Annotated in this window: 23 protein-coding genes; 14 read left to right on the plus strand and 9 right to left on the minus strand. The window is 64.0% G+C overall.

The window, feature by feature from the left end; translation table 11 throughout:
- Positions 1–2 precede the first annotated feature (2 nt).
- Positions 3–605 carry a glycerol-3-phosphate 1-O-acyltransferase PlsY gene (gene plsY, locus VB618_RS09130; RefSeq protein ID WP_329796310.1) on the plus strand — a complete coding sequence of 201 codons (603 nt, stop codon included), beginning with the start codon at positions 3–5 and terminating at the stop codon, positions 603–605.
- 3 nt (positions 606–608) lie between these two features.
- Positions 609–1,793, plus strand: coding sequence for a DNA-processing protein DprA (gene dprA, locus VB618_RS09135; RefSeq protein ID WP_329796311.1), 1,185 nt, complete (start codon positions 609–611; stop codon positions 1,791–1,793).
- Between the two features lie 55 nt (positions 1,794–1,848).
- Here dprA and VB618_RS09140 read toward each other — a convergent pair whose 3' ends face one another.
- Together VB618_RS09140 and VB618_RS09145 are read right to left on the minus strand one after the other, a co-directional pair.
- Positions 1,849–2,091: a hypothetical protein gene (locus tag VB618_RS09140; protein WP_329796312.1), complete on the minus strand. Its 243-nt coding sequence runs from the start codon at positions 2,089–2,091 to the stop codon at positions 1,849–1,851.
- A gap of 107 nt (positions 2,092–2,198) precedes the next feature.
- The gene (locus tag VB618_RS09145; RefSeq protein WP_329796313.1) at positions 2,199–3,125 is read right to left on the minus strand and encodes an AEC family transporter; all 927 of its coding nucleotides are present in this window, start codon (positions 3,123–3,125) and stop codon (positions 2,199–2,201) included.
- Positions 3,126–3,285: 160 nt separating this feature from the next.
- On the opposite strand from VB618_RS09145, the gene arfB reads away from it, so the two are divergent.
- On the plus strand, positions 3,286–3,708 hold the full coding sequence (arfB, locus tag VB618_RS09150) for an alternative ribosome rescue aminoacyl-tRNA hydrolase ArfB (RefSeq protein WP_329796314.1): 423 nt from the start codon (positions 3,286–3,288) through the stop codon (positions 3,706–3,708).
- A 97-nt stretch (positions 3,709–3,805) separates the two neighbouring features.
- Here arfB and VB618_RS09155 read toward each other — a convergent pair whose 3' ends face one another.
- From VB618_RS09155 to epmA, 4 genes are all read right to left on the minus strand, one after another.
- A complete protein-coding gene (locus VB618_RS09155; RefSeq protein ID WP_329796315.1) occupies positions 3,806–4,174 on the minus strand; it encodes a hypothetical protein in 369 nt (122 codons plus the stop codon).
- A gap of 107 nt (positions 4,175–4,281) precedes the next feature.
- Positions 4,282–4,662 carry an SPW repeat domain-containing protein gene (locus tag VB618_RS09160; protein ID WP_329796316.1) on the minus strand — a complete coding sequence of 127 codons (381 nt, stop codon included), beginning with the start codon at positions 4,660–4,662 and terminating at the stop codon, positions 4,282–4,284.
- A 134-nt stretch (positions 4,663–4,796) separates the two neighbouring features.
- Entirely contained in the window at positions 4,797–5,846 is a 1,050-nt protein-coding gene (locus VB618_RS09165; protein WP_329796317.1) for a lysine-2,3-aminomutase-like protein, read from the minus strand.
- Entirely contained in the window at positions 5,843–6,907 is a 1,065-nt protein-coding gene (gene epmA / locus VB618_RS09170; protein ID WP_442931723.1) for an EF-P lysine aminoacylase EpmA, read from the minus strand. The genes VB618_RS09165 and epmA overlap by 4 nt, the downstream gene beginning before the upstream one ends.
- Positions 6,908–7,094: 187 nt before the next feature.
- Here epmA and efp point away from each other — a divergent pair, with 187 nt between their 5' ends.
- From efp to VB618_RS09195, 5 genes are all read left to right on the plus strand, one after another.
- Positions 7,095–7,616, plus strand: a complete 522-nt coding sequence (gene efp, locus VB618_RS09175) for an elongation factor P (RefSeq protein ID WP_329796518.1) — start codon at positions 7,095–7,097, stop codon at positions 7,614–7,616.
- A 125-nt stretch (positions 7,617–7,741) separates the two neighbouring features.
- Positions 7,742–8,926, plus strand: coding sequence for an aminotransferase (locus VB618_RS09180; protein WP_329796318.1), 1,185 nt, complete (start codon positions 7,742–7,744; stop codon positions 8,924–8,926).
- A 227-nt stretch (positions 8,927–9,153) separates the two neighbouring features.
- Positions 9,154–10,272, plus strand: a complete 1,119-nt coding sequence (locus tag VB618_RS09185; protein ID WP_442931724.1) for a Ppx/GppA phosphatase family protein — start codon at positions 9,154–9,156, stop codon at positions 10,270–10,272.
- Positions 10,269–10,979, plus strand: a complete 711-nt coding sequence (locus tag VB618_RS09190; RefSeq protein WP_329796319.1) for an RlmE family RNA methyltransferase — start codon at positions 10,269–10,271, stop codon at positions 10,977–10,979. The genes VB618_RS09185 and VB618_RS09190 overlap by 4 nt, the downstream gene beginning before the upstream one ends.
- A 41-nt stretch (positions 10,980–11,020) precedes the next feature.
- On the plus strand, positions 11,021–11,956 hold the full coding sequence (locus VB618_RS09195; protein WP_329796320.1) for a Gfo/Idh/MocA family protein: 936 nt from the start codon (positions 11,021–11,023) through the stop codon (positions 11,954–11,956).
- 246 nt (positions 11,957–12,202) lie between these two features.
- Here VB618_RS09195 and VB618_RS09200 read toward each other — a convergent pair whose 3' ends face one another.
- Together VB618_RS09200 and VB618_RS09205 are read right to left on the minus strand one after the other, a co-directional pair.
- Positions 12,203–13,060, minus strand: a complete 858-nt coding sequence (locus VB618_RS09200; protein WP_329796321.1) for a dienelactone hydrolase family protein — start codon at positions 13,058–13,060, stop codon at positions 12,203–12,205.
- A gap of 37 nt (positions 13,061–13,097) precedes the next feature.
- A complete protein-coding gene (locus VB618_RS09205) occupies positions 13,098–14,534 on the minus strand; it encodes a DHA2 family efflux MFS transporter permease subunit (RefSeq protein WP_329796322.1) in 1,437 nt (478 codons plus the stop codon).
- Positions 14,535–14,708: 174 nt separating this feature from the next.
- On the opposite strand from VB618_RS09205, the gene guaB reads away from it, so the two are divergent.
- A complete protein-coding gene (gene guaB, locus VB618_RS09210) occupies positions 14,709–16,202 on the plus strand; it encodes an IMP dehydrogenase (RefSeq protein ID WP_329796323.1) in 1,494 nt (497 codons plus the stop codon).
- A gap of 19 nt (positions 16,203–16,221) precedes the next feature.
- Positions 16,222–16,653, plus strand: coding sequence for an MAPEG family protein (locus tag VB618_RS09215; RefSeq protein WP_329796324.1), 432 nt, complete (start codon positions 16,222–16,224; stop codon positions 16,651–16,653).
- A 41-nt stretch (positions 16,654–16,694) separates the two neighbouring features.
- Here the strand turns inward: VB618_RS09215 and VB618_RS09220 are convergent, their stop codons facing one another.
- Positions 16,695–16,844, minus strand: coding sequence for a hypothetical protein (locus VB618_RS09220; protein ID WP_329796325.1), 150 nt, complete (start codon positions 16,842–16,844; stop codon positions 16,695–16,697).
- A 123-nt stretch (positions 16,845–16,967) separates the two neighbouring features.
- Between VB618_RS09220 and VB618_RS09225 the strand changes: the two genes are divergently transcribed.
- From VB618_RS09225 to VB618_RS09240, 4 genes are all read left to right on the plus strand, one after another.
- Positions 16,968–18,266, plus strand: coding sequence for an RsmB/NOP family class I SAM-dependent RNA methyltransferase (locus VB618_RS09225; protein WP_329796326.1), 1,299 nt, complete (start codon positions 16,968–16,970; stop codon positions 18,264–18,266).
- 241 nt (positions 18,267–18,507) lie between these two features.
- Positions 18,508–19,731 (plus strand): calcium-binding protein, encoded by a 1,224-nt coding sequence (locus VB618_RS09230; protein ID WP_329796327.1) that lies wholly within the window; start codon positions 18,508–18,510, stop codon positions 19,729–19,731.
- 218 nt (positions 19,732–19,949) lie between these two features.
- Positions 19,950–21,506, plus strand: coding sequence for a glutamine-hydrolyzing GMP synthase (guaA, locus tag VB618_RS09235; protein ID WP_329796328.1), 1,557 nt, complete (start codon positions 19,950–19,952; stop codon positions 21,504–21,506).
- 3 nt (positions 21,507–21,509) lie between these two features.
- Positions 21,510–21,860 (plus strand): ArsC family reductase, encoded by a 351-nt coding sequence (locus VB618_RS09240; RefSeq protein WP_329796329.1) that lies wholly within the window; start codon positions 21,510–21,512, stop codon positions 21,858–21,860.
- The last annotated feature ends 329 nt before the right edge of the window (positions 21,861–22,189 follow it).

Below are 22,189 nucleotides of genomic sequence, written 5' to 3' on the forward strand. Positions count from 1 at the left end.
GAATGTCTGACGAGGCCAATCTCCTGTACCTGCTGGCGGCTCTGCTTTTCGGCTATCTCCTGGGCTCGATTCCGTTCGGCCTGATCTTCACCCGCATGGCCGGCTTAGGCGATGTGCGGAAGATCGGCTCCGGTAATATCGGCGCCACCAACGTCCTGCGCACCGGCCGCAAGGGGCTCGCGGCGGCGACGCTCCTGGCCGATGCCCTGAAGGGCACGGCGGCGGTTCTCATAGCGGCACAGTGGGGACCTCAGTTCGCCATGCTGGCTGCCCTCGGGGCATTCCTCGGACACCTCTTTCCGGTCTGGCTCGGGTTCAAGGGCGGCAAGGGTGTTGCCACCTTTATCGGCGTGCTGATCGGCTTGAAGCCCCTGGCGGCGTTGGTCTTCGTCCTGATCTGGCTTGGGGTTGCCTTCGCATCCAAGTATTCTTCGCTCTCGGCCCTGGTCGCCAGCGCAGCGTCACCGATCATTCTTTGGCTTCTGGGTGAACCCGGCATGGCCGGTATCGCCGTGGTGCTCGTGGCGCTCTTGTGGTGGAAGCACGGCCAGAACATCAGCCGCCTCCTTGCCGGGACTGAAGGCAAGATCGGTCAGAAGGGATAAGGCATGATCCTGACGGATGAGCAGCGTCTCGACTGGCTTCGCCTCATCCGTTCGGAAAACGTCGGCCCGCGCACCTTCCGCGCCCTGATCAACCAGTATGGCGGAGCCGCAGCCGCTCTCGACGCCCTGCCGGATCTCGCCCGCCGCGGCGGGCGCCTGCTGCTCAAAGTGTACAGCCGGGCCGAGGCCGAGAAGGAAATGACTGCTGCCGCGCGCCTCGACGTGCGCTTCATCGCCATGGGCGAGCCGGATTACCCGAAGACCCTCCAGGCCGTCGACACCGCACCGCCCCTGATTGGGCTGCGCGGCAACGCTGCGGTGCTGGCCAAGCCCTCCGTTGCCATCGTCGGCTCGCGCAACGCCTCCGCGTCCGGCCTGACCTTCACCGAGCGCCTCGCAAGGCAGCTGGGCGAGGCGGGCTACGTGGTGATATCGGGGCTGGCGCGGGGCATCGACACGAAGGCCCACAAGGCGACTCTCGAGACCGGCACGGTCGCGGTGTTGGCCGGCGGGCACGACCGTATCTATCCGGCCCAGAACGAGCCGCTGCTGCAGGCGATCCTCGATCAGGGCGGGGCGGTGATATCGGAGATGCCCATGGGCTGGGAGCCGCGCGGGCGCGACTTCCCCCGCCGGAACCGCATTGTATCCGGCCTGTCTTATGGCGTCGTGGTGGTGGAGGCGGCCCGCCGATCCGGCTCGCTCATCACCGCGCGCTTCGCCCTGGAGCAGGGGCGTGAGGTCTTTGCTGTTCCAGGCTCACCCCTCGATCCCCGCGCCGAGGGCACCAACGATCTCATTCGCGACGGCGCCACTCTCTGCGCCGGAATCGAGCATGTCACGAGCGTGCTCGAGCCACTGATCGCCTCGGGCCCGCGCCTCGACCGGAGCGCCGAGGAGCCGCATTACGCCCTTGGGTCGGAAGAACTCTGGGACGAGCTCGATCTGCCCGATATCGCCCGCGCGCCGGTGCGGCCTGTCATGCCCGATGCCGGGATCGAGAACGAGGCGCAGGAGGGTCAGGCGGATCTGATCACGTTCCTTGGCCCGTCTCCGGTCGCCATTGACGATCTCGTCCGGCAGACCGGCCTGTCGATCCGCTCGGTTCAGACCGCCCTGCTGGAACTCGAAATCGCCGGGCGTCTGGAACGCCACGGCGGCAATGCGGTGTCGCTGCTCGGGTCTTAGAGCCTCGGACCCAAAGTGGATCCGCACTTTTGGGGTCTATCCGATGCTCAATCCGCTAGCCCTCCTTGTCGCCCGACTGCACCGTCCGGATAGCCTCCAGCCGGGCCATATCGAGCAGGTAGGCCAGAAGATCGAGATTGGCCTCGCGGGCGAGATAGGACAGCTCAGCCGAGAATTCGGCCACGTACTGGGCGGTTTCCGCCGGGCTCATCCTGCGGCCGGGGCGAGCGCTGTCCTCAGCGCCCGAAACGTCTTTCGCGGACAGGTCTTTTCCGGAGGGGCGCAGGGCTTTGGTCATGAGGAATGACGCTGTCTCAGTGTTGCAATTCGCCTAGTTAGCAGCACAACTAATGATAACACAAGTCGTCATACTTATACCTTTAGTTGTAAAATCGCTAACCTTGGTCAACCTAGGAGAGAGATGAGCACCGGCATGGAGAGCAGGGCGAGCAGGGTCTGCAGCGTCAGGATCTCCGCCATGAGCCCGGCATTGCCTCCCATCTGGCGAGCGAGCACATAGGCGGCGCTGGCAGATGGCACGGACGCGGCGATGATGGTCACCGTCATGTCGCTGCCGGCGATGCCCATGAGGCCCGCGAGAGTTCCAGCCATGATCGGCAGGAGAACAAGCTTGAGACCGGCCGACAGGGCATGGGGCAGGCCCGGACGGGCGAGGCGTCGAATGTCGAGTCCCGCGCCGACGATCAGGAGACCCGCAGCGAGCGCAGCCCGGCCGATGACGTCGATATAGGCCGCAAGCGGCTTCGGCAGCGGCGGAGCGAGAAGATTGAGGGCGAGCCCCACCGCGCAGGACCAGATGAACGGGTTGGTCACGAAGGAGCGCAGGATGTCCCAGGGGCTGCGCCGGGGCTGGCCGGCAAAGCGGATGAAGACATAGAAGGCGAGCAGGTTGAGGAGCGGCACCATGGCGGCGATGGCAACCGCAATGAGCGCGATGCCGCGCTGCCCGAACAGGCTGCCGGCGACTGCGAGGCCCACGAAGGTGTTCCAGCGCGTCGCGCCCTGGAAGATCGATGTGAAGCTGGGGCCGTCGATGCCGAAATGGCGCTCGAGCACTGGCCGCATCGCCAGCACGAGCACCGCCATGGCGAGGATCGCGCCGACCAGCGCGCCGCCCACGCCCAGCACCGGCACGGAGGAAAGGTCGGCCCGCGACAGGGTGTCGATGATGAGCGCCGGAAAGAAGATCACATAGGTGACGCGCTCCATCCCGGCCCATTGCTGCTCATTGACGAAGCCCGTGGCCCGGCACAGCCAGCCGGTGGCGATGATCAGGAAGGTCGGGATCAGGCTGGCGAAGACGGCGGACATGGGGAGCCCAGGCAGGAGGGGAGCGGGCAATCCGGCAAAAAAGCGGCGTGCATGAGCCGCTTAAGGCGGATCGGGGCCATCGACAAGCGCCGGATAAGCCTGCATTGGAATCCCGTCCCGATACTCCACTTGTCTTTGTTCGCGTTCCGCCAGAGGCCCCATGATCCAGGTCACGAACTCCATCGCGCTCGATGAAGCGGAGCTCCAGGAGAGTTTCATCCGCGCCTCGGGTCCGGGCGGGCAGAACGTCAACAAGGTGGAAACCGCCGTCCAGCTGCGCTTCGACGTGCGCAACTCGCCCTCGCTGCCGGATTACGTGAAGGAAAAGCTGGAGCGGCTTGCGGGCAGGCGCCTGACCAATGACGGAGTGCTGATTATCACGGCACAGCGCTTCCGAACCCAGGAGCGCAACCGGGAGGATGCCGTCGAGCGCCTTGTGGAGCTGATCCGTCAGGCAACTGAACGGCCGAAGCCGCGCCGACCCACGCGGCCGACGCTCGCTTCCAAGAAGCGCAGGCTCGAATCGAAAGGTCGGCGTGCCGAGATCAAGAAGGGGCGCAGCGGCAAGCCGGGGTTCGACTGACCAGAGATGTTTCCACTGAGGTGGAATCATCTCTCTTCTTTGAGCTGCCGCATTTTGACGGCGAACCGGATCCACTTCGCCGAAAAATGCTCTAGGGTCAGCCCTGAAGAACGATGCCGCCGAGGCCCAGAAGATCGGCAAAGACCGCAAACACGACACCAAGACCCACGAGAACAAGTCCGATCAGAAAGAGGCGGACCGAACGGTTGTAGCGCTTGAGCTCGAGGGACGAGACATGCAGCAGATCGGCCAGCGACTTGACCTGCAGCGCAAGGCCTAGGGTGATCAAGGCAACCGAGACGAGATCGGAAGGGCTCCACTCCCCTGGCAGCGCTGACCACCGGCTCAAGAAGCCAAGGGAGAAGCCGACTACGACGCCAATGGCCGTGACCGAGCCGTTGCGGAAGGTCGAGTCGATGCGCTGCTGCTCTTCGCGTTGGGCAGGCTCAATCGCATCCCTCGTCATTGTCGGGCTCCGCATCCGAGCGGGTCAACTCTCGATCCCGCTCGGATGCGATCTTAACGCAGTTTATGGGCAGGGTCGTCCCGACGACCCCGATGGCGCTGCACTAATCAGCTGTAGTTGCGACCAGCACCAACCTCTGCGGTGTCCGGCACCGTATGGGTCATCAGGGAGACACCGATCTCCATCAGGCCGATGATCAGGTGCGGCCAGAACACCTGGTCGGCGAACCCGAAGAGCCAAGGGGAGGCTGCGAGCAGCAGGCCGCCAGCCGCATCGACCCCGAGATGCAGCGGCAGCGGGATCACCTTGGCCAGCGACAGCTCGTAATCCGTCATGATGCTCATGATCAGGATGGCCACGCCGAGCAGCATCGGCACCCATTGGGCCGCACCGTCATCGGCGAAGCCGAGCACGAACGGAGCCATGATCAGGACGAGCCCGGTCAGGTAGTCGATGGCGCCATGGATACGGGTTGGAATGAAACGCATGGACAATCCTCATCCGTCATGTTTGGAGACGCGCAAGGGCGCATCAGTCAAAGCCGGGTCTGCGGACAATGTTCCCGTCCCGGGGGGCTTTTATGGCCGCTGGCCGTCCCGCGAAGTATTTGAATTAACTTATGTTATCCCTCTGGCGGATAGACGTGCTCGCCGCCCCTGAAATCCGCGACGGTGTGGCAGCCGCCGTTCTCCCGGATCGCATCCGGTCCGATCACGGCCTTTCCATGCCCGCCCGGAATGTCGAGGATGTAGGTTGGCTGGCACAGTCCCGAGATCCGTCCGCGCAAGCCCGCCACAAGGGCACGGCCTTCCTCGATGGAGAGACGGAAATGGCTCGTGCCCGGCGCGAGATCGGGATGGTGCAGGTAATAGGGCTTCACCCTCGTCTCCACGAAGGCGCGCATGAGGGCGGCCAGCGTGTCGGGGTCGTCATTGATGCCCCTCAGCAGCACCGACTGGCTGATCATCACGATGCCTGAATCGATGAGGCGCGCGCAGGCAGCGCGTGCTTCAGGGGTCAGCTCGCGCGGATGGTTGGCGTGGAGCGCTACGTAGACTGTTTTGCCGCTGGCCTTCAGGGCCGCGATGAGAGCCTCGTCCACGCGCTCCGGCTCCACCACAGGCACGCGGGTGTGGAAGCGAACGATCTTCACGTGGTCGATGGCGGAGAGCCGCTGCATGATCTCGGCGAGGCGACGCGGGGACAGCACCAGCGGGTCGCCGCCGGTGAGGATCACCTCCCAGATCTCCAAATGATCCGCGATATAAGCGAAAGCCTTGTCCATAGCCTCGGGCGAGAGGGTGCCAAGCCCCTGCGGCCCTACCATCTCGCGGCGGAAGCAGAAGCGGCAATAGACCGGGCACACATGCACGGCCTTGAGCAGCACCCGATCGGGATAGCGATGGACGATGCCCTCGACCGGGCTGTGGGCGAGATCGCCGATGGGATCGTCCCGCTCCTCAGGCGTGGTGGTCAGCTCCGCCGGATCGGGCACGAACTGGCGGGCGATGGGGTCGTTCGGATCGCTCCGGTCGATCAGGCCGGCCATGGCGGGGCTGATGGCGACCGCATAGCGTTCGGCCACCGCCTCGATTCCCGCGAGTTCTTCGGGCGCGATGAGACCGGCCTCAGCCAACTCGGCCGGGGTGCGAAGAGGGCGTATCGCGTTCACCGGCTCGTCTCCGGCACGGGAGCCCAGAGCACCTGATCGATGCGGGAGGCCCCGGTGGCGAGCATCACCAGCCTGTCGAAGCCGAGCGCGATGCCGCTGGCTTCCGGCATTTGCGCCAGGGCCGCCAGGAAATCCTCGTCCACGGGGTAGCTTTCTCCATACACTCGGGTCTTTTCCGCCATCTCTCCTTCAAAGCGGCGGCGCTGCTCGGCCGCGTCGGTCAATTCGCCGAAGGCATTGGCGAGTTCGACGCCGCAGGCATAGAGCTCGAACCGCTCGGCCACCCGCGGGTCATGGGCAGTTGGGCGGGCCAGAGCCGCTTCGGCGACGGGGTACTCGTCCAGGATCGTGGCGCGTCCGAGGCCGAGATTGGGTTCGACCCGCTCCACGATGACACGGCTGAACAGATCGGCCCAGGCATCATCTTCAGCCACCCGGATGCCCGCAGCCTTGAGGCTGACGGCGAGCCGATCCCGGTCGGTTTCGCCGTTTCGGTCGATGGAGGCCAGAAGGTCGATGCCGGCGAAGCGCTCGAAGGCCTCGGCCACGCTCAGGCGCTCAGGCGTCTGGAATGGGTCGGTCTCGCGACCACGGAAGGTGAGGGTGCGGGTGCCGGCCGTCTCAGCCGCTAAGCCCAGGATCTCCCCGCAATCCTTCATCAGAATCTCGTAGCTCTCTCCGGCCCGATACCATTCGACCATGGTGAATTCCGGGTGGTGCAGGGGGCCGCGCTCCCGGTTGCGGTACACATGGGCAAAGCACGCGATCCGGGGCTCGCCCGCAGCCAGCAGCTTCTTGCAGGCGAATTCCGGCGAGGTGTGGAGGTAAAGCGGCGTCCGCGAGCCGTCGAGGCCGATGGCCTCGGTCACGAAGGCATGGAGATGCGCCTCGTTGCCCGGCGAGGTCTGGAGCGTGGCGGTGTCGACCTCCACGAAGTCCCGTTCCGCGAAAAAGCCGCGCAGGGCTGCCTGGATGCGGTTGCGGCCCATGAGGAAGGGGCGGCGGTCCGCGTGGACGTGAGGCGTCCACCAGGGGGAGGGAGCGGCGATAGGCTTATTCATTCCAAAGGGTTCCGCGAGGTCGGACTGGCGATTTGCGCCAAGATAGGCTACTTGCGGCACCGAAAGCATTTTTCGGTGCCACTGGGGCTCGGGCGACCCGACCCTCACGACGCACCCCTATCTGTCACAAGGAAAGCCTCACGTGAAGGTCATCGCCTCTACGCTCCGCAAAGGCAACGTCCTCGATATGGACGGCAGGCTCTATGTGGTTCTCACCGCCCAGAACATCCACCCCGGCAAGGGCACGCCGGTCACCCAGCTCGACATGCGCCGCATTTCCGACGGCGTGAAGGTCTCGGAGCGCTACCGCACAACCGAGCAGGTCGAGCGCGCCTTCGTGGAGGACCGCGAGCACACCTTCCTCTATCAGGATGGCGAGGGCTACCATTTCATGAACCCGGAGAACTACGATCAGGTCGTGGTGCCGGAGGACATCATCGGGGACCAGAAGGCCTATCTCCAGGAGAGCATGGCCGTGATGCTCTCAATCCATAACGGTATCGCGATCGCTATCGAGCTGCCGGCCCGCGTGACGCTGGAGATCACCGAGACCGAGCCGGTCGTGAAGGGCCAGACGGCCTCCTCGTCCTACAAGCCCGCCATTTTGTCGAACGGCGCGCGCACCCTGGTGCCCGCCCACATCCAGGCCGGCACCCGCGTGGTGATCATGACGGAAGACGGCTCCTACGTGGAGCGCGCGAAGGACTAATCATCCTTGCGCCACACCCGGCTCTTTCGTGGAGCCGGGTTGAACAAAGCTTGCAGGGCAGGAGGTTTCGGTGAAGGCTCACCGGGCGTCCTGCCCTTTCTCACTCTGCGGAGTCGAGCAGTCTCATGACGAGCGGTCCTGCCCATCCCATCAATCCTCTCGTCGCCGATGTCGGCAGCCCTCCGATCCCGGAGGCGCAGGCCTGGACCGGGCGCTATGACGGGTCGTACGGGCCGCTGATCAACCTGTCCCAGGCGGTCCCGGGCAATGCGCCCCATCGGGAACTCCTGGAGAGAATGGCCGCCATTGCCGGCACGGCGGCGGGCTCGCAATACGGCCCGATCAACGGCGATGCGCCGCTCAAAGCGGCCTACGCGGCCGATTTGTCCCGCATCTACGAGGGCCGCATCGAGCCGGAGGACATTGCGGTGACGGCCGGCTGCAACATGGCGTTCTTCGCCGCCATGATGCTGCTGGCCCATCGCAATGAGGCGGTGCTGCTGCCGACGCCCTGGTATTTCAATCACCAGATGACGCTGGACATGCTCGGCATCGAGCCGCGCCCGCTGCCGTGCCGGGCGGAGAACGGATTCGTGCCGCGCATCGAGGATGCCGAGGCGTTGATCGACGAGAAGGTCAGGGCCATTGTTCTCGTCACGCCCAACAACCCGACCGGCGCCGTCTATCCGGCTCATGTGATCGAGAGCTTCGCACAATTGTGCGCCAGGCGCGAAATTTATCTCGTGATCGATGAGACTTACCGGGATTTCCTGCCGCCGGGTATGAACCGCGCCCATGGGCTCTTCACTCGTGACGACTGGCGCAGCACGGTCATCCAGCTCTATTCCTTCTCGAAATCCTATGCGATCCCCGGCCACCGCACAGGTGCGATCACGGCTGACGTGGCGCTCATCGAGCAGATCGCCAAGATTCTCGACTGCATCCAGATCTGCCCTCCGCGCACCGCTCAAGGGGCGCTGCCCTGGGCCATCGACGGCTTACGCGACTGGCGTGAAGACAACCGGGCCGAGATCAACCGCCGTGCACAGGTATTTCAGGACGCGCTCGCCCCATTGCCGGAATGGACAATCGATTCGGTCGGCGCCTATTTCGCCTATCTGCGCCATCCATTTTCCGGCGTAAAAGCGCAGCAGGTTGCCGAGAAGCTCGCAACCGAACGAGGCGTTCTGTGCCTGCCCGGAAGCTATTTCGGGCCCGGTCAGGAGGGGCACCTGCGGGTGGCGATTGCCAATGTGAGCGCAGACGTTTTGAGCGGCTTGACTGACCGTTTTCGCGGCCTGTCCATCTGATACCTCCAGCGCATCGTGCGGAAAAGTGGTTCCGGTTTTCCGCATCGAACGATGCGCTTTTTAAGAGAGTGAGCATCGGCTTGATCCCAAAAGTGGTATCCACTTTTGGGGCCGGTGCTCGGAGGCAAAGCCATAAACTACGGGGGTCACCCTTGGCAGGAGGGTGGGGCGATGGTTACTCTCTCGGTCAAACAGGCGCTCGAACGGGTGCCGCGGGGATTTGAATTTTGACCGCCAAAGCGGACGTAACAGCAGAAGGAGACCGGGTTGCCGAACCGCTCAACGGTTCTGCAAACGGTGCGTCCTGGGTTGCTGACCGTCCTGCGCCTGCGTCCAGCGTAGAGACGCGGCGGCGCTCGTCGAGAAGCTATGCCGCTCTCGACCTCGGCACGAACAATTGCCGCCTTCTCATTGCGGAACCTGCGCATTTCGGCTTCCGGGTCGTCGATGCCTTCTCGCGAATCGTGCGGCTGGGTGAAGGCCTTGGCCTTGGCAACCGGCTCAGCGACGGTGCCATTGATCGCACAATCGATGCCCTGCGCGTGTGCCGGGAGAAGATGGCTGCTAAGGATGTGCGGCGCGCGCGTCTCGTGGCCACGGAAGCGTGCCGACTCGCCGAGAACGGCCCCGCCTTCATCGAGCGTGTCCGCGAGGAGATCGACCTCGAACTCGAAATCGTCGACCGCAAGACGGAGGCCTATCTCGCGGTCACCGGTTGCGCTTCCCTCGTCGATCCCAAGGCGCAGTCCGTCATCATTTTCGACATCGGCGGCGGCTCCACCGAAATCGCCTGGCTCGACGGCCGGGCGCCGCATGCCTTCGCCGATCCCTGCAAGCGTATCCGCGCGTGGGATTCGCTGCCTGTCGGCGTGGTGACGCTCGCCGAGCGCCACGGCGGCATCGACGTCACGCCCAAAATTTTTGAGGGCATGGTCGAGGAAGTGTCCGGGCTTCTCATGGAGTTCGCCCTCGTGGCGGCCCCGGCGGGGCGCGCCCAAAACTTCCATCTGCTCGGAACCTCGGGAACCGTCACCACCGTGGGCGGCATTCATTTGGGACTGGCGCGCTATGACCGGCGCCGGGTCGACGGGATGTGGATGCGCAACGGCGAGATCTCGACAGTGATGGATCGTTTGCTGCATTCCGATTTCAGTCAGCGGGCGGAGAATCCGTGCATCGGCAAGGAGCGGGCCGATCTGGTTCTCGCCGGCTGCGCCATATTGGAAGCGATCCGGCGGGCTTTCCCGTCGGAGCGCCTGCGCATCGCGGATCGCGGACTGCGCGAAGGAATTTTGATGAACATGATGCGAGAGGATTCTGTGTGGCGAGGGGGCAGCCCACGGTGAGTGCCAAGTCCAGTTCGGGGTCCGGTTCGGGTGTCCGCAATCTCAAGCAGCGCGTAAAAACCGCCAACAAGCGGTCCCTCTCTTCGCAGAAGTGGCTGGAGCGCCAGCTCAACGATCCTTACGTCGCCCGCGCCAAGCGCGAGGGCTATCGCTCGCGCGCCGCCTACAAGCTGCTGGAGATCGACGAGAAATACAAAATCCTCAAGCCCGGCCAGAAGATCGTCGATCTCGGTGCGGCTCCCGGCGGCTGGTCCCAGATCGCCGCCAGGGTGGTGGGCGCCAAGGGCAAGGTGGTCGGCATCGATCTCCTGCCCATCGACCCGATGCCGGGCGTCGAGTTCATCGAACTCGACTTCCTGGACGAGAGTGCCCCAGGCAAGCTGGTCGAGATGCTGGGCGGTCCCGCCGACGTGGTCATGTCCGACATGGCGGCCAACACCACGGGCCATAAGAAGACCGATCACCTGCGCATCATCGGCTTGGCCGAGGCCGCGATCTACTTTGCCCGCGAGATCCTGGCGCCCGGCGGCGCCTTCATCGCCAAGGTGTTCCAGGGCGGCACCGAAAACCAGCTTCTGGCCGATCTCAAGCGCGACTTTGCCGTGGTGCGCCACGTGAAGCCGGCGGCGAGCCGGGCGGATTCCGCGGAACTCTATGTGATGGCCACCGGTTTCCGGGGACGGGCGGACGAGACACCTTCCGCCTAAGACGGGCTTTCGTTAAAGCCCTGGATGGAAGGAGTCGCATCATGGCAGTGCATCGCATCGGCATCATCGGCCTCGGCAAGATCGCGCAGGATCAGCATCTGCCTGTGATCAAGGCCAACCCGGATTTCGAGCTTCTCGCCGTGTCGAGCACACGAGGACTCTCGCATGAGGATGCGAAATACACCTTCCAGGATTACCGCGAGCTCTTGAAGCTGCCGGACCTGGATGCGGTCTCGATCTGCACCCCGCCGCAGGTCCGGCATCAGATCGCCCGCGAGGCGCTTCTGGCCGGCAAGAGCGTGCTGCTGGAAAAGCCCCCGGCCGCTACTTTGAGCGAACTCGAGGATCTGAGGGCGCTTGCCGTGAAGATGGGCAAGGTGGTCTTCACCACCTGGCACGCCCAGTACAACAAGGCCGTCGAGGAGGCCAAGAAGGCGCTCGCCGGCTGGTCGATCAAGCGCCTCCTGGTGACCTGGAAGGAGGATGTCCGCCACTGGCATCCGGGCCAGCAATGGATCTGGGAGGCGGGCGGCTTCGGGGTCTTCGACCCTGGCATCAACGCGCTCTCCATCGTCACGCGCATCATGCCGGAGCCGGTCTTCATCAAGGCTTCGAGCCTGGAATTCCCGGCCAACCGCGACGCGCCGATCGCCGCGAACCTGACCTTCTCCATGAGCCACGGGCAGGGCGATCTCCAGGCGGTGTTCGACTGGCGCCAGACCGGCCCGCAGACCTGGGATGTCGAGGTGGAGACCGAGGCCGGTCTGACACTCAAGCTCACCCATGGCGGCAGCCGCCTGGAAATCGGCAGTCGTCTGATGGTGCAGGAGGACCCTGCGGAATATCAGGGCATCTACCGGCGCTTCGACGCCCTGCTGACCATCGGCCACTCCGAGGTTGACGACGCCCCCTTCCGCCTCGTGGCCGATGCGTTCATGGTCGGCAAGCGGGTGCAGGTGGAGGCGTTCGAGGATTGATCTCAATCCTAGACGTCATCCCGGACGAAGCGCAGCGAAGATCTGCGATCGGGTGCAGAATGAGGTGCGATTTCCCTCCTCCTTGTGGGGAGGGATCAAGGGTGGGGGTGCTGGCGCCACGCTGATCCAGTTCAGCGCTTACACCCCCACCTCCAACTCCTCCCCACAAGGGGGAGGAGGGCTTTAGCGCCACTCTCGTCCCGCGATCCCGGATCTGCGCTGCGCTTCGTCCGGGATGACCGTGACCTATGCCAAGTTCTTCTTCAAAAACGCCACCGTCCGTTGCCACGCCGTATCGGCAGTCGTCTTGTCATAACGCGCCGCGTTCGTGTCGTTGTTGAACGCGTGGTTGGCGCCCTCGTAGACGTGGATCTCATACGTCTTGCCGGCCTGCTTCAGGGCCGCCTCATAGGCCGGGATGCCGGCATTGATGCGCTCGTCGAGACCGCCGTAATGCATCATCATGGCGGCGTTGATCTTCGGCACGTCCTCCGCCTTCGGCTGCCCGCCGTAATAGGCCACGCCCGCATTCAGGTTCGGTTCGTTGACCGCGAGGTTGTTCACCGCGCCGCCGCCCCAGCAGAAGCCGATGGCCCCGACCTTGCCGTTGCCGTCCGGGCGACCCTTCAGGAAGGCCACAGCGGCCTTGCCATTGGCGATCACGTCCGGCTGCTTCAACTGGCCGATCATCTCGCGGCCCTTCTCCTCATCGGCGGGCGTTCCGCCCATGGGCGAGAGATAGTCCACACCCAAAGCGATGAAGCCTTCCATGGCCATGCGGCGGGTCACGTCCTTGATGTGCGGGTTCAGGCCCCGATTCTCGTGGATGACGATCACGGTCGGCAGCTTGGCCTGAGCATCCTTCGGCTTGACCAGATAACCCTTGAGACCCTGAGCGCCGGGAATGTCCACGGTTTCTGCCGTGATGCGAGGGTCGGTCTCCGGCACGGTCTGGGCGTGGGCATAGTTGTTCTGCAGGATCGGCATAAGGGCGCTTGCCGCGGCCGTGCTGCCGGCGAGAGCCGCGAGCTTGTCGAGGAAGGAGCGGCGGCTCATGCCGCCATGGGTGAAGTCGTCGTAGAGATCGATGATGCGCTGGTCCATATGGTCCTCCCGGTCTTTGCCGGGATGCTTACGCAGCTTAGCGGCCGGACATACCGTCTCCGAGTCCGGTGGAGGGCGGTCTGTCCTTCACAATCTTGTGTCCCGACATCTCGGCACCGGCATTCGGCGAGAGGCGAGTGAAGACGAAACCGGACAGCGCCGAGATGGCGGCGACCGCCCAGAAGGCCGGTCCGAAGTCGGCCGCCGTGATCCCCGGTGTGCCGTCCATGCTGGAGGCCATTTCCAGCACGAAGGCGCCGAATGCCACGCCGATGCTGAGCGAGACCTGCTGCAGGGCGCTTCCCAGGCTCGTGGCGTAGCTCATCTCCCGGTTGGAGATTTCCGCATAGCCGATGGCGTTGAGGCTGGTGAACTGGAGCGACCGGAAGCAGCCGCCGACCAGCAGAACGATCATGATGATCCAGTGCGGCGTCTCGGGAGTGAAGAACCCGTTGGCCGCAACAAAAGCGGCTCCGATGAAGGCGTTGATGGTCAGCAGTCGGCGGAAGCCCGTTCGCTCGAGGATGCGCTTGGCCATGGTCTTCATGAACAGCGCGCCCACGGCCCCGATGAAGGTGAGCGAACCCGAGGCCAGCGGGCCCAAGCCGAAGCCGATCTGCAGCATCAGCGGCAGCAGGAACGGGATCGCCCCGATGCCGATGCGGAAGAGCGAGCCACCAAGCACGCTCGCCCCGAAAGTCGGCACCTTCAATAGGCTCAGTTGCAGGACCGGGTAGGGGGTGCGCCTTGCATGGAAGACATAGAGAACCAGGCTGATGGCGCCAATTACCGTGCATCCGAGTGAGATCTCGGCCGGGATGAGATGCTGCCCACTTGTTGAGAAACCGAGCATCAGCAGGGAGAAACCCACCCCGGTCAGCATAAAGCCGATAAAGTCGAGCGGCGGGGTGTCATCCTCCTTGATGTTCGGGACGAACATCAAGGCGCAGACGATGCCAAGAATTCCGATAGGGATGTTGATGAAGAAGATCCAGCGCCAATGGAAGTATTCCGTAATGAAGCCTCCGAGCGGCGGCCCGATGATGGGGCCGATGAGGGCCGGGATCGTGAGTGTCGCGAGCGCCTGCACCACCTCGCTGCGGGCGACGCTGCGCAGGAGCACGAGACGTCCGACAGGCACCATCATGGCTCCGCCCGCACCCTGGACGAAGCGAGAGAACACGAAGCCTTCGAGGGAATTGGCCCAGGCGCAGGCAAGCGAACCCGCCATGAACACCCCGATGGCGGCGGTGAAGATGGTCCGGGCCCCGTATTTATCGGCCATCCAGCCGGAGATCGGGATGAAGATGGCGAGGCTCACCAGATAGGAGGTCAGCGCCAGCTTGAGGGCGATGGGTTCCGTTCCCAGATCCTGCGCGATCATCGGCAGCGACGTGGAGATCACGGTCGAATCCATGTTCTCCATGAACAGGGCCGTCGCGATGATCAGCGGGAGAAGGCGGGATTGACGCATGACCGCCGGACTTAGCGCTCTGTAACGCCGATGCAAAGGGCTAAACAGCGCAATGCAGATCTTCTGGGGATGCGTCTCTCAACCCTTTGCGAAAACGAAACGCCGTGCTACGGACCCGTGCCAACCCGCCTAAGCGTTATTTCGTCATACGCGCAGCTGTCTAAGGAGTTGGCCATGGCCTCTGTATTCGCCGATAAGATCATCGATGGACTGACCTTCGATGACGTGCTGCTCCGGCCTGGCCGCTCCGAAGTTCTGCCCAGCGACGTGGACGTTGCCACCCAGCTGACCAAGACAATCCGCCTCAACATGCCGATCATCGCCTCCGCCATGGACACGGTGACGGAAGCCCGCATGGCCATCGCCATGGCGCAGAACGGCGGCCTGGGCGTGATTCACCGCAACCTCGAGCCGGAGGTTCAGGCCGAGCAGGTGCGCCTCGTGAAGCGCTACGAGTCGGGCATGGTGATGAACCCCATCACCATCCACCCGGACGAGACGCTGGCCGATGCCCTGTCGATGATGAAGCATCATGGCATCTCGGGCATTCCAGTGGTCGAGCGCGGACCCGGGGGCGCCAAGGGCAAGCTCGTGGGCATCCTGACCAACCGTGATGTGCGCTTTGCCAGCAATCCGGGCCAGAAGGTCTCGGAGCTCATGACCAAGGACCGGCTGATCACGGTTCGCGAGGGCGTGAGCCAGGAGGAGGCCCGCCACCTCCTGCACCAGTTTCGCATCGAGAAGCTTCTGGTTGTCGACGATCACTTCCGCTGCATCGGCCTGATCACCGTGAAGGACATCGAGAAGCAGGTGGCCTATCCGAACGCCGCCAAGGATTCTCAAGGCCGCCTTCTGGTGGCGGCCGCCACCACCACGGGCGAGCAGGGCTTCGAGCGCGCCGAGCGCCTCATCGATGCGGGCTGCGACGTGGTCGTGGTCGATACCGCCCACGGACATTCCGTGAAGGTGCTGGAGAGCGTCACCCGCGTGAAGAAGCTCTCCAACGCCGTTCAGGTCATCGCCGGCAACGTGGCGACGCGCGAGGGCGCCCAGGCACTCATCGATGCCGGCGCTGACGCGGTCAAGGTCGGCATCGGGCCGGGCTCCATCTGCACCACCCGCATCGTGGCTGGCGTCGGCGTGCCTCAGCTCACCGCCATCATGGAGGCCGTCGAAGCGGCGGCTAAGGCCGACATTCCGGTGATCGCCGACGGTGGCATCAAGTTCTCGGGCGACCTCGCTAAGGCGCTTGCCGCCGGCGCTTCCTGCGCCATGGTGGGCTCGCTGCTTGCCGGTACGGACGAGACCCCGGGTGAGGTGTTCCTGTACCAGGGCCGCTCCTACAAGTCCTATCGCGGCATGGGCTCGGTGGGCGCCATGGCCCGCGGCTCGGCTGACCGCTACTTCCAGGCGGAGGTGCGCGACACCCTCAAGCTCGTGCCGGAAGGCATTGAGGGGCAGGTAGCTTATAAAGGTCACGTCTCGGGCGTCCTGCACCAGCTCACCGGCGGCCTTCGCGCCTCCATGGGCTATGTGGGCGCAGCGACCCTGACGGAATTCCGCGACAAGGCGCAGTTCATTCGCATCACCTCTGCGGGCCTGCGCGAGAGCCACGTTCATGACGTGACTATCACGCGGGAAAGTCCTAACTATCCGACTCGCAGCTAAGCTTCAGTCGAGTCCCCACATGAGCATCTCCGCCGTCATCCTGCCCGTCCTCGTCCAGGTCGGGCTCACCCTTATCCTACTGTTCTGGCTGGGCCGCTCGCGTCTCGCGACGCTTAAATCCGGCGAGCTGAAGGTGAGGGACATCGCGCTGGGCGAGCGCGTCTGGCCCAAGCGCATTTTGCAGCTCCAGAACGCGTACCACAATCAGTTCGAGCTGCCGGTGATGTTCTATGTGCTGGTAGCCCTGGCGCTGATCACCCGCAAGGCGGATTTGCTGTTCGTGGTCATGTCGTGGATGTTCGTCGTGAGCCGCCTGGTTCACGCAGCCATCCACGTCACCTCGAACAAGGTTTCCCGGCGCTTTATGGCTTTCACAGTCGGGGTGCTGATCCTGGCGGTTATGTGGATCATCTTCGCCGTCCGCATCTTTGTGGCGGAGGCCGGCGTTTAAGCGAGGACGGGATGGACGTTGCGCCCATCCCACTCACATGATTAGTAACGACGGCCGCTCTCGAGCTGCGTCTTGGCATCGAGCTGCTTCATCGGAGGCGGCTGGATGTCGGCAGCCGGGGCCGTGGCGCAGGCGGCGATCGCGAGAGTGAGGCCGAGGGCGACAATGCCGCGGGACAGGCGGGTCAACATAGAGGTGGTCTCCGAAAGAGGAATCGTGCGGAATGCACGTACTCTCTCAAGTCACGTCTGATCTCGACGGAAAATAGGAAACTTTGTGTCGTATCTACGGCCAAGCTTAAGTGTGCTCTTCCAATGACACCTGCCGCCCGCATTTCCGCTGCCATCGAGGTTCTGGCCGATATCGAGACCCGGCGCCGCCCGGCAACCGATGCCCTCAAGGATTGGGGCCTGTCGCACCGCTTCGCCGGGTCTAAGGACCGGGCCGCCATCGCGAGCCTCGTCTACGACGCCCTGCGCCGGAAGGCGTCTGCGGCCTGGATCATGGGCGAGAACACGCCCCGGTCCGTTATGCTCGGCATGCTGCGGCTGCAACGCGGGCTCAATATCGATGCCATCGCGGCGCTCTGCTCCGGCGATCGCTTTGCGCCGGAGCCGCTCTCAGGCAGCGAGCGCGAGCGGCTGGAAAAGGCCGATCTCTCCGGCGCTCCGGCTTATGTGGCCGGCGATTTCCCGGAGTGGATCGAGACTTCGCTCCAGCGCCTTCTGGGCGAGGATCTTATCCCTGAGATGCAGGCGCTTGCCACCCGGGCGCCGCTGGACCTGCGGGTCAACACGCTGAAAGTCTCCTCCCGCGAGGAGGCGCACGATGCCCTGCCGCATTTGGCAGCCGTCGAAACGCCGCTGTCGCCTTTTGGCTTGCGCATCATGCCGAGCGAGGACGGGCGCGGTCCCGCCGTGCAGTCCGAACCGGAATTTCTGAAGGGCTGGGTTGAGATCCAGGATGAAGGCTCGCAGCTCGTGGCCTTGCTCTCCGGGGCCAAGCCCGGCGAGCAGGTGGTGGATCTCTGCGCGGGCGGTGGCGGCAAGACCCTGGCGTTGGCTGCCATGATGGACAATCACGGCCAGATCTATGCCACCGACAACGATGCGCGCCGGTTGGCTCCGATCCATGAGCGTCTAACCCGGGCGGGTGTCCGTAACGTCCAGGTGCGCACGCCCAGAGCCAAGGCCGATGCGGTGTCCGATCTCGACGGGCGCATGGACTGTGTTCTCGTGGATGCGCCCTGCACAGGGATCGGCACCTGGCGGCGCAACCCCGATGCGAAATGGCGTCTGCGGCCCGGCAGCCTCGAGATACGATGCAGGGAGCAGGCGACGGTCCTCGACCGGGCAGCAGGCCTTGTGAAGCCCGGCGGCCGTATCGTCTACATCACCTGCTCGATCCTGCCCGAGGAGAACGACGACGCACTCTCAGGCTTCCTGGGGCGTCACGAAGGCTTTACGCCAGTCCCCCATGAGGAACTGCTCGGGAAGTCTGCACTTGGCTTCCTCAAGAACGCCACCCGCCGGACCGCCTATGGGCTCCAGCTGACGCCGGAGCAGACCGGCACCGACGGCTTCTTCATCGCTGTGCTGCACCGACGCTCCTGAGCTGAAGCTTCAGGCTCTCCCGAATTACCCCAGAAGCGCGATAGCAAGCGTATTCGCTGGCTGCGCTATAGTATCTGAGCAGATAAATAGGAATACAATCCGAAAATGAGGCGTAAATGCCTGAGGATCGCATGTGCCCATTATGCTTAGGCACTAAGAGATGTTGCCCGCTTTGCAAAGACATCTAAGCTCGCGGCAATAATCATATTATGGAGGGGGCGACTGCCAAAGGAGAACAACAGTGGCGGTACGCACGGGAACCAATCGCGGTGATGCCTTAAGAGGAACGAGGGCGAGCGACACCCTTGAGGGCCTGGGAGGAGACGACACCATCGTCGGTGGACGGGGGAACGACATTCTGAACGGTGGAGCAGGCGATGACCTTCTCCGCGGCGGACAAGGTCGCGACCGTCTCATCGGCGGGTTCGGTGAGGACTGGGCCGATTACCGGGATGCGACAACGGCCGTGACCGTGAGCCTGGGTAATGCGGCTCGAAATACGGGAGAAGCCCTGGGAGACCGATACTCGTCGATCGAACGCCTCAGAGGCGGACGCTTCGACGACAACCTCACAGGCAACTCTCGGGACAACGTTCTTGAAGGGGTGACCGGTGCAGACATTCTCAACGGAGGCCGCGGCTTCGACTTCGCTCGCTACAAGGCGGCCCTCACCGGTGTGACCGCCAGTCTCGCGGATCCGTCCGTGAACACCGGGCATGCCGCCGGAGATACCTACTTTTCGATCGAAGGCCTCCAGGGCAGCGACTTTGCCGACACGCTGATCGGCAATGATGCCAACAATGTCCTAGTCGGCGGACGCGGTGCCGATACCTTCGATGGCCGCGGCGGCTTCGACTTTGTTCGCTACGACATGTATCACGCCGGATCTCAAGGGGTGATCGTCAACCTCGCTGCTCCCGCCAGCAACACCGGCCGCAATGCTCTTGGGGACACCTATACCGGCATCGAAGGCGTCATTGGCACGCGCTTCGCGGATCGCCTCGTGGGCGACGATGCGGCCAACAACCTGCAGGGGCAATCGGGCAACGACAGGCTCATCGGCAATCTCGGAAACGATACGGTCATTGGCGGATCAGGGAACGACAACCTCAGTGGCGGCTATGGAAACGATCTGCTGCAGGGGGACGCGGGACGCGATGTCTTCACGTTCGACAGCGCCCTGAACGCCCTGGAGAATGTGGACCGGATCCGGAGCTTCTCGATCAAGAACGACACGATCCGGCTCGACGATGCGATCTTCACCGGATTGGCGCGCGGGTTTCTCACGGACGCGGCCTTCTACAGGGGAACGGAAGCCCACGACAGCAACGACCGCATCATCTACGACCGGGTGACGGGAGCGGTCTACTTCGATCCCGACGGCGATGGGGCTGCTGCCCAGGTCCAGTTCGCCCGCATGACTCCGAGGGTCGGTTTGAAGAATGACGATTTCTTCGTGTTCTAGATAGCGGATCCCAACAGAAATCACCCGAGCCCCGGTTGCCTTCATGGCGGCCGGGGCTTCTGCTTGACGGGCCCCAGGATGCCCGCGTCCAATCCGCCTAGTCATTAAAATCGTGGGACTTGGAGGCCTCACACTTCAAAAGGCATGACAGCCGGGGCGGGATGGGGGTAAAGCACGGGGGCTTCAAGCTCCTACCCTCAGGGCCCACGCGAGAGACCATGACCCAGACCCACGACAAGATCCTCATCATCGATTTCGGCTCCCAGGTGACGCAGCTCATCGCAAGGCGCGTGCGCGAGGATGGGGTCTATTCCGAGGTGGTGCCGTTCCAGAAGGCCGCCGAGGCGATCCGGACCATGAAGCCCAAGGGCGTGATCCTGTCGGGCGGGCCGGAATCGGTCACTTCGGACATCTCTCCGAGAGCCCCGCAGGAGCTGTTCGACACGGACCTTCCAATCTTCGGCATCTGCTACGGTCAGCAGACCATGGCGGCGCAGCTCGGCGGCCAAGTCGAGGGCGGCCATCACTCGGAGTTCGGCCGGGCCGAGATCGAGGTTTTGTCCGAGAGCCCGCTCTTCCAGGGCGTCTGGCAGGTCGGCAAGAAATATCCCGTCTGGATGAGCCACGGCGACCGGGTGACCAAGCTCCCCGAAGGGTTTGAGGTTCTCGCGGCCTCCGAGAATGCCCCCTTCGCCGTGGTGGCCGACGAGGAACACCGGTTCTACGGCGTGCAGTTCCACCCGGAGGTGGTGCATACGCCGCAAGGCGCGCAGCTCATCCGCAACTTCGTGCGCGACATCGCTGGTTGTAAGGGCGACTGGACCATGAAGGCCTTCCGCGAGGAGGCCATCGAACGCATCCGCGCCCAGGTCGGCACAGGTCGGGTAATCTGCGGCCTCTCCGGCGGCGTCGACTCGGCGGTGGCTGCAGTCCTCATCCACGAGGCCATCGGCGACCAGCTCACCTGCGTGTTCGTCGATCACGGGCTGCTGCGCGCCTCTGAGGCCGAGCAGGTGGTGACGCTGTTCCGCGACCACTACAACATCCCGCTCGTCCACGTGCAGGCGCAGGACCTCTTCATCGGCGCGCTCGAAGGCGTGTCGGACCCGGAGGTCAAGCGCAAGACCATCGGCCGGCTCTTCATCGACGTATTCGATGAGGAAGCGAAGAAGATCGGCGGCGCCGATTTTCTGGCGCAAGGCACGCTCTATCCGGATGTGATCGAGAGCGTCTCCTTCACGGGCGGTCCATCCGTCACCATCAAGAGCCACCACAATGTGGGCGGTCTTCCCGAGCGCATGAAGATGAAGCTCGTGGAACCCCTGCGAGAGCTGTTCAAGGACGAGGTTCGGGTGCTCGGCCGCGAGCTCGGCCTGCCCGACGCTTTTGTCGCCCGCCACCCGTTCCCCGGTCCGGGCCTCGCCATCCGCGTGCCCGGCGAGATCACGCGCGAGAAGCTCGACATCCTGCGCAAGGCCGATGCCATCTACCTCCAAGAGATCCGCAATGCCGGCCTCTACAATGAGATCTGGCAGGCCTTCGCCGTGCTGCTGCCGGTCAAGACCGTGGGCGTGATGGGCGATGCGCGCACCTACGACCACGTCTGCGCCTTGCGCGCCGTGACCTCCATCGACGGCATGACGGCGGATTTCTATCCCTTCGACATGGGCTTCCTCGGCCGGGTCGCGACCCGCATCATCAACGAAGTGAAGGGCATCAACCGCGTCACCTACGACATCACCTCGAAGCCTCCCGGCACCATCGAGTGGGAATAGGCGATGGCCCCTGTCACGCTCTACGGCATCAAGAACTGCGACACGATAAAGAAGGCGCACGCCTGGCTCGATGCCAGGGGCGTGGCCCACGCGTTCCACGACTACAAGGTTCAAGGCATCGACCGGGCACGGCTGGAGTCTTGGGCGCAGAGCGTCGGCTGGGAGACCCTGCTCAACCGCGCCGGTACGACCTTTCGCAAGCTCCCGGATGCGGACAAGGCCGATATCGATGAGGGCAGGGCGATGGCGCTGATGCTCGACCAGCCCTCGATGATCAAGCGCCCTGTGCTCGACCTCGGCGGGCGCATTCTCGTCGGGCTCAAGCCCGAGCTTTATGAGGAGGCGGTTCGGTAGGCGGTCGTATTTGCATCCTGCCACTCCTCTCCCCGTCATGCCCGGCCTTGTGCCGGGCATCCACGTTCTGGAGCCTAACAATACTCAGTCCTCATCCTGAAAGTCTGTCTCATAAACCACCGTTGGGTCGCCACCGACGCAACCGCTTCCTCCCTCCCCCTTGTGGGGAGGGCCGGGGTGGGGGTGCGGGCGCCAGAGCGTTATAGGCTATCGCTCACACCCCCACCTCCAACTCCTCCCCACAAGGGGGAGGAGGGCTTGGGGCGTACTGCGCTCCCTCTATGAGCCAGACTCTGAGGAGGTCGCGCAGCGGCCGTCTCGAAGGAGGG

The sequence above is a fragment of the Microvirga sp. CF3062 genome (assembly GCF_036314045.1).
Lineage (GTDB): Bacteria > Pseudomonadota > Alphaproteobacteria > Rhizobiales > Beijerinckiaceae > Microvirga.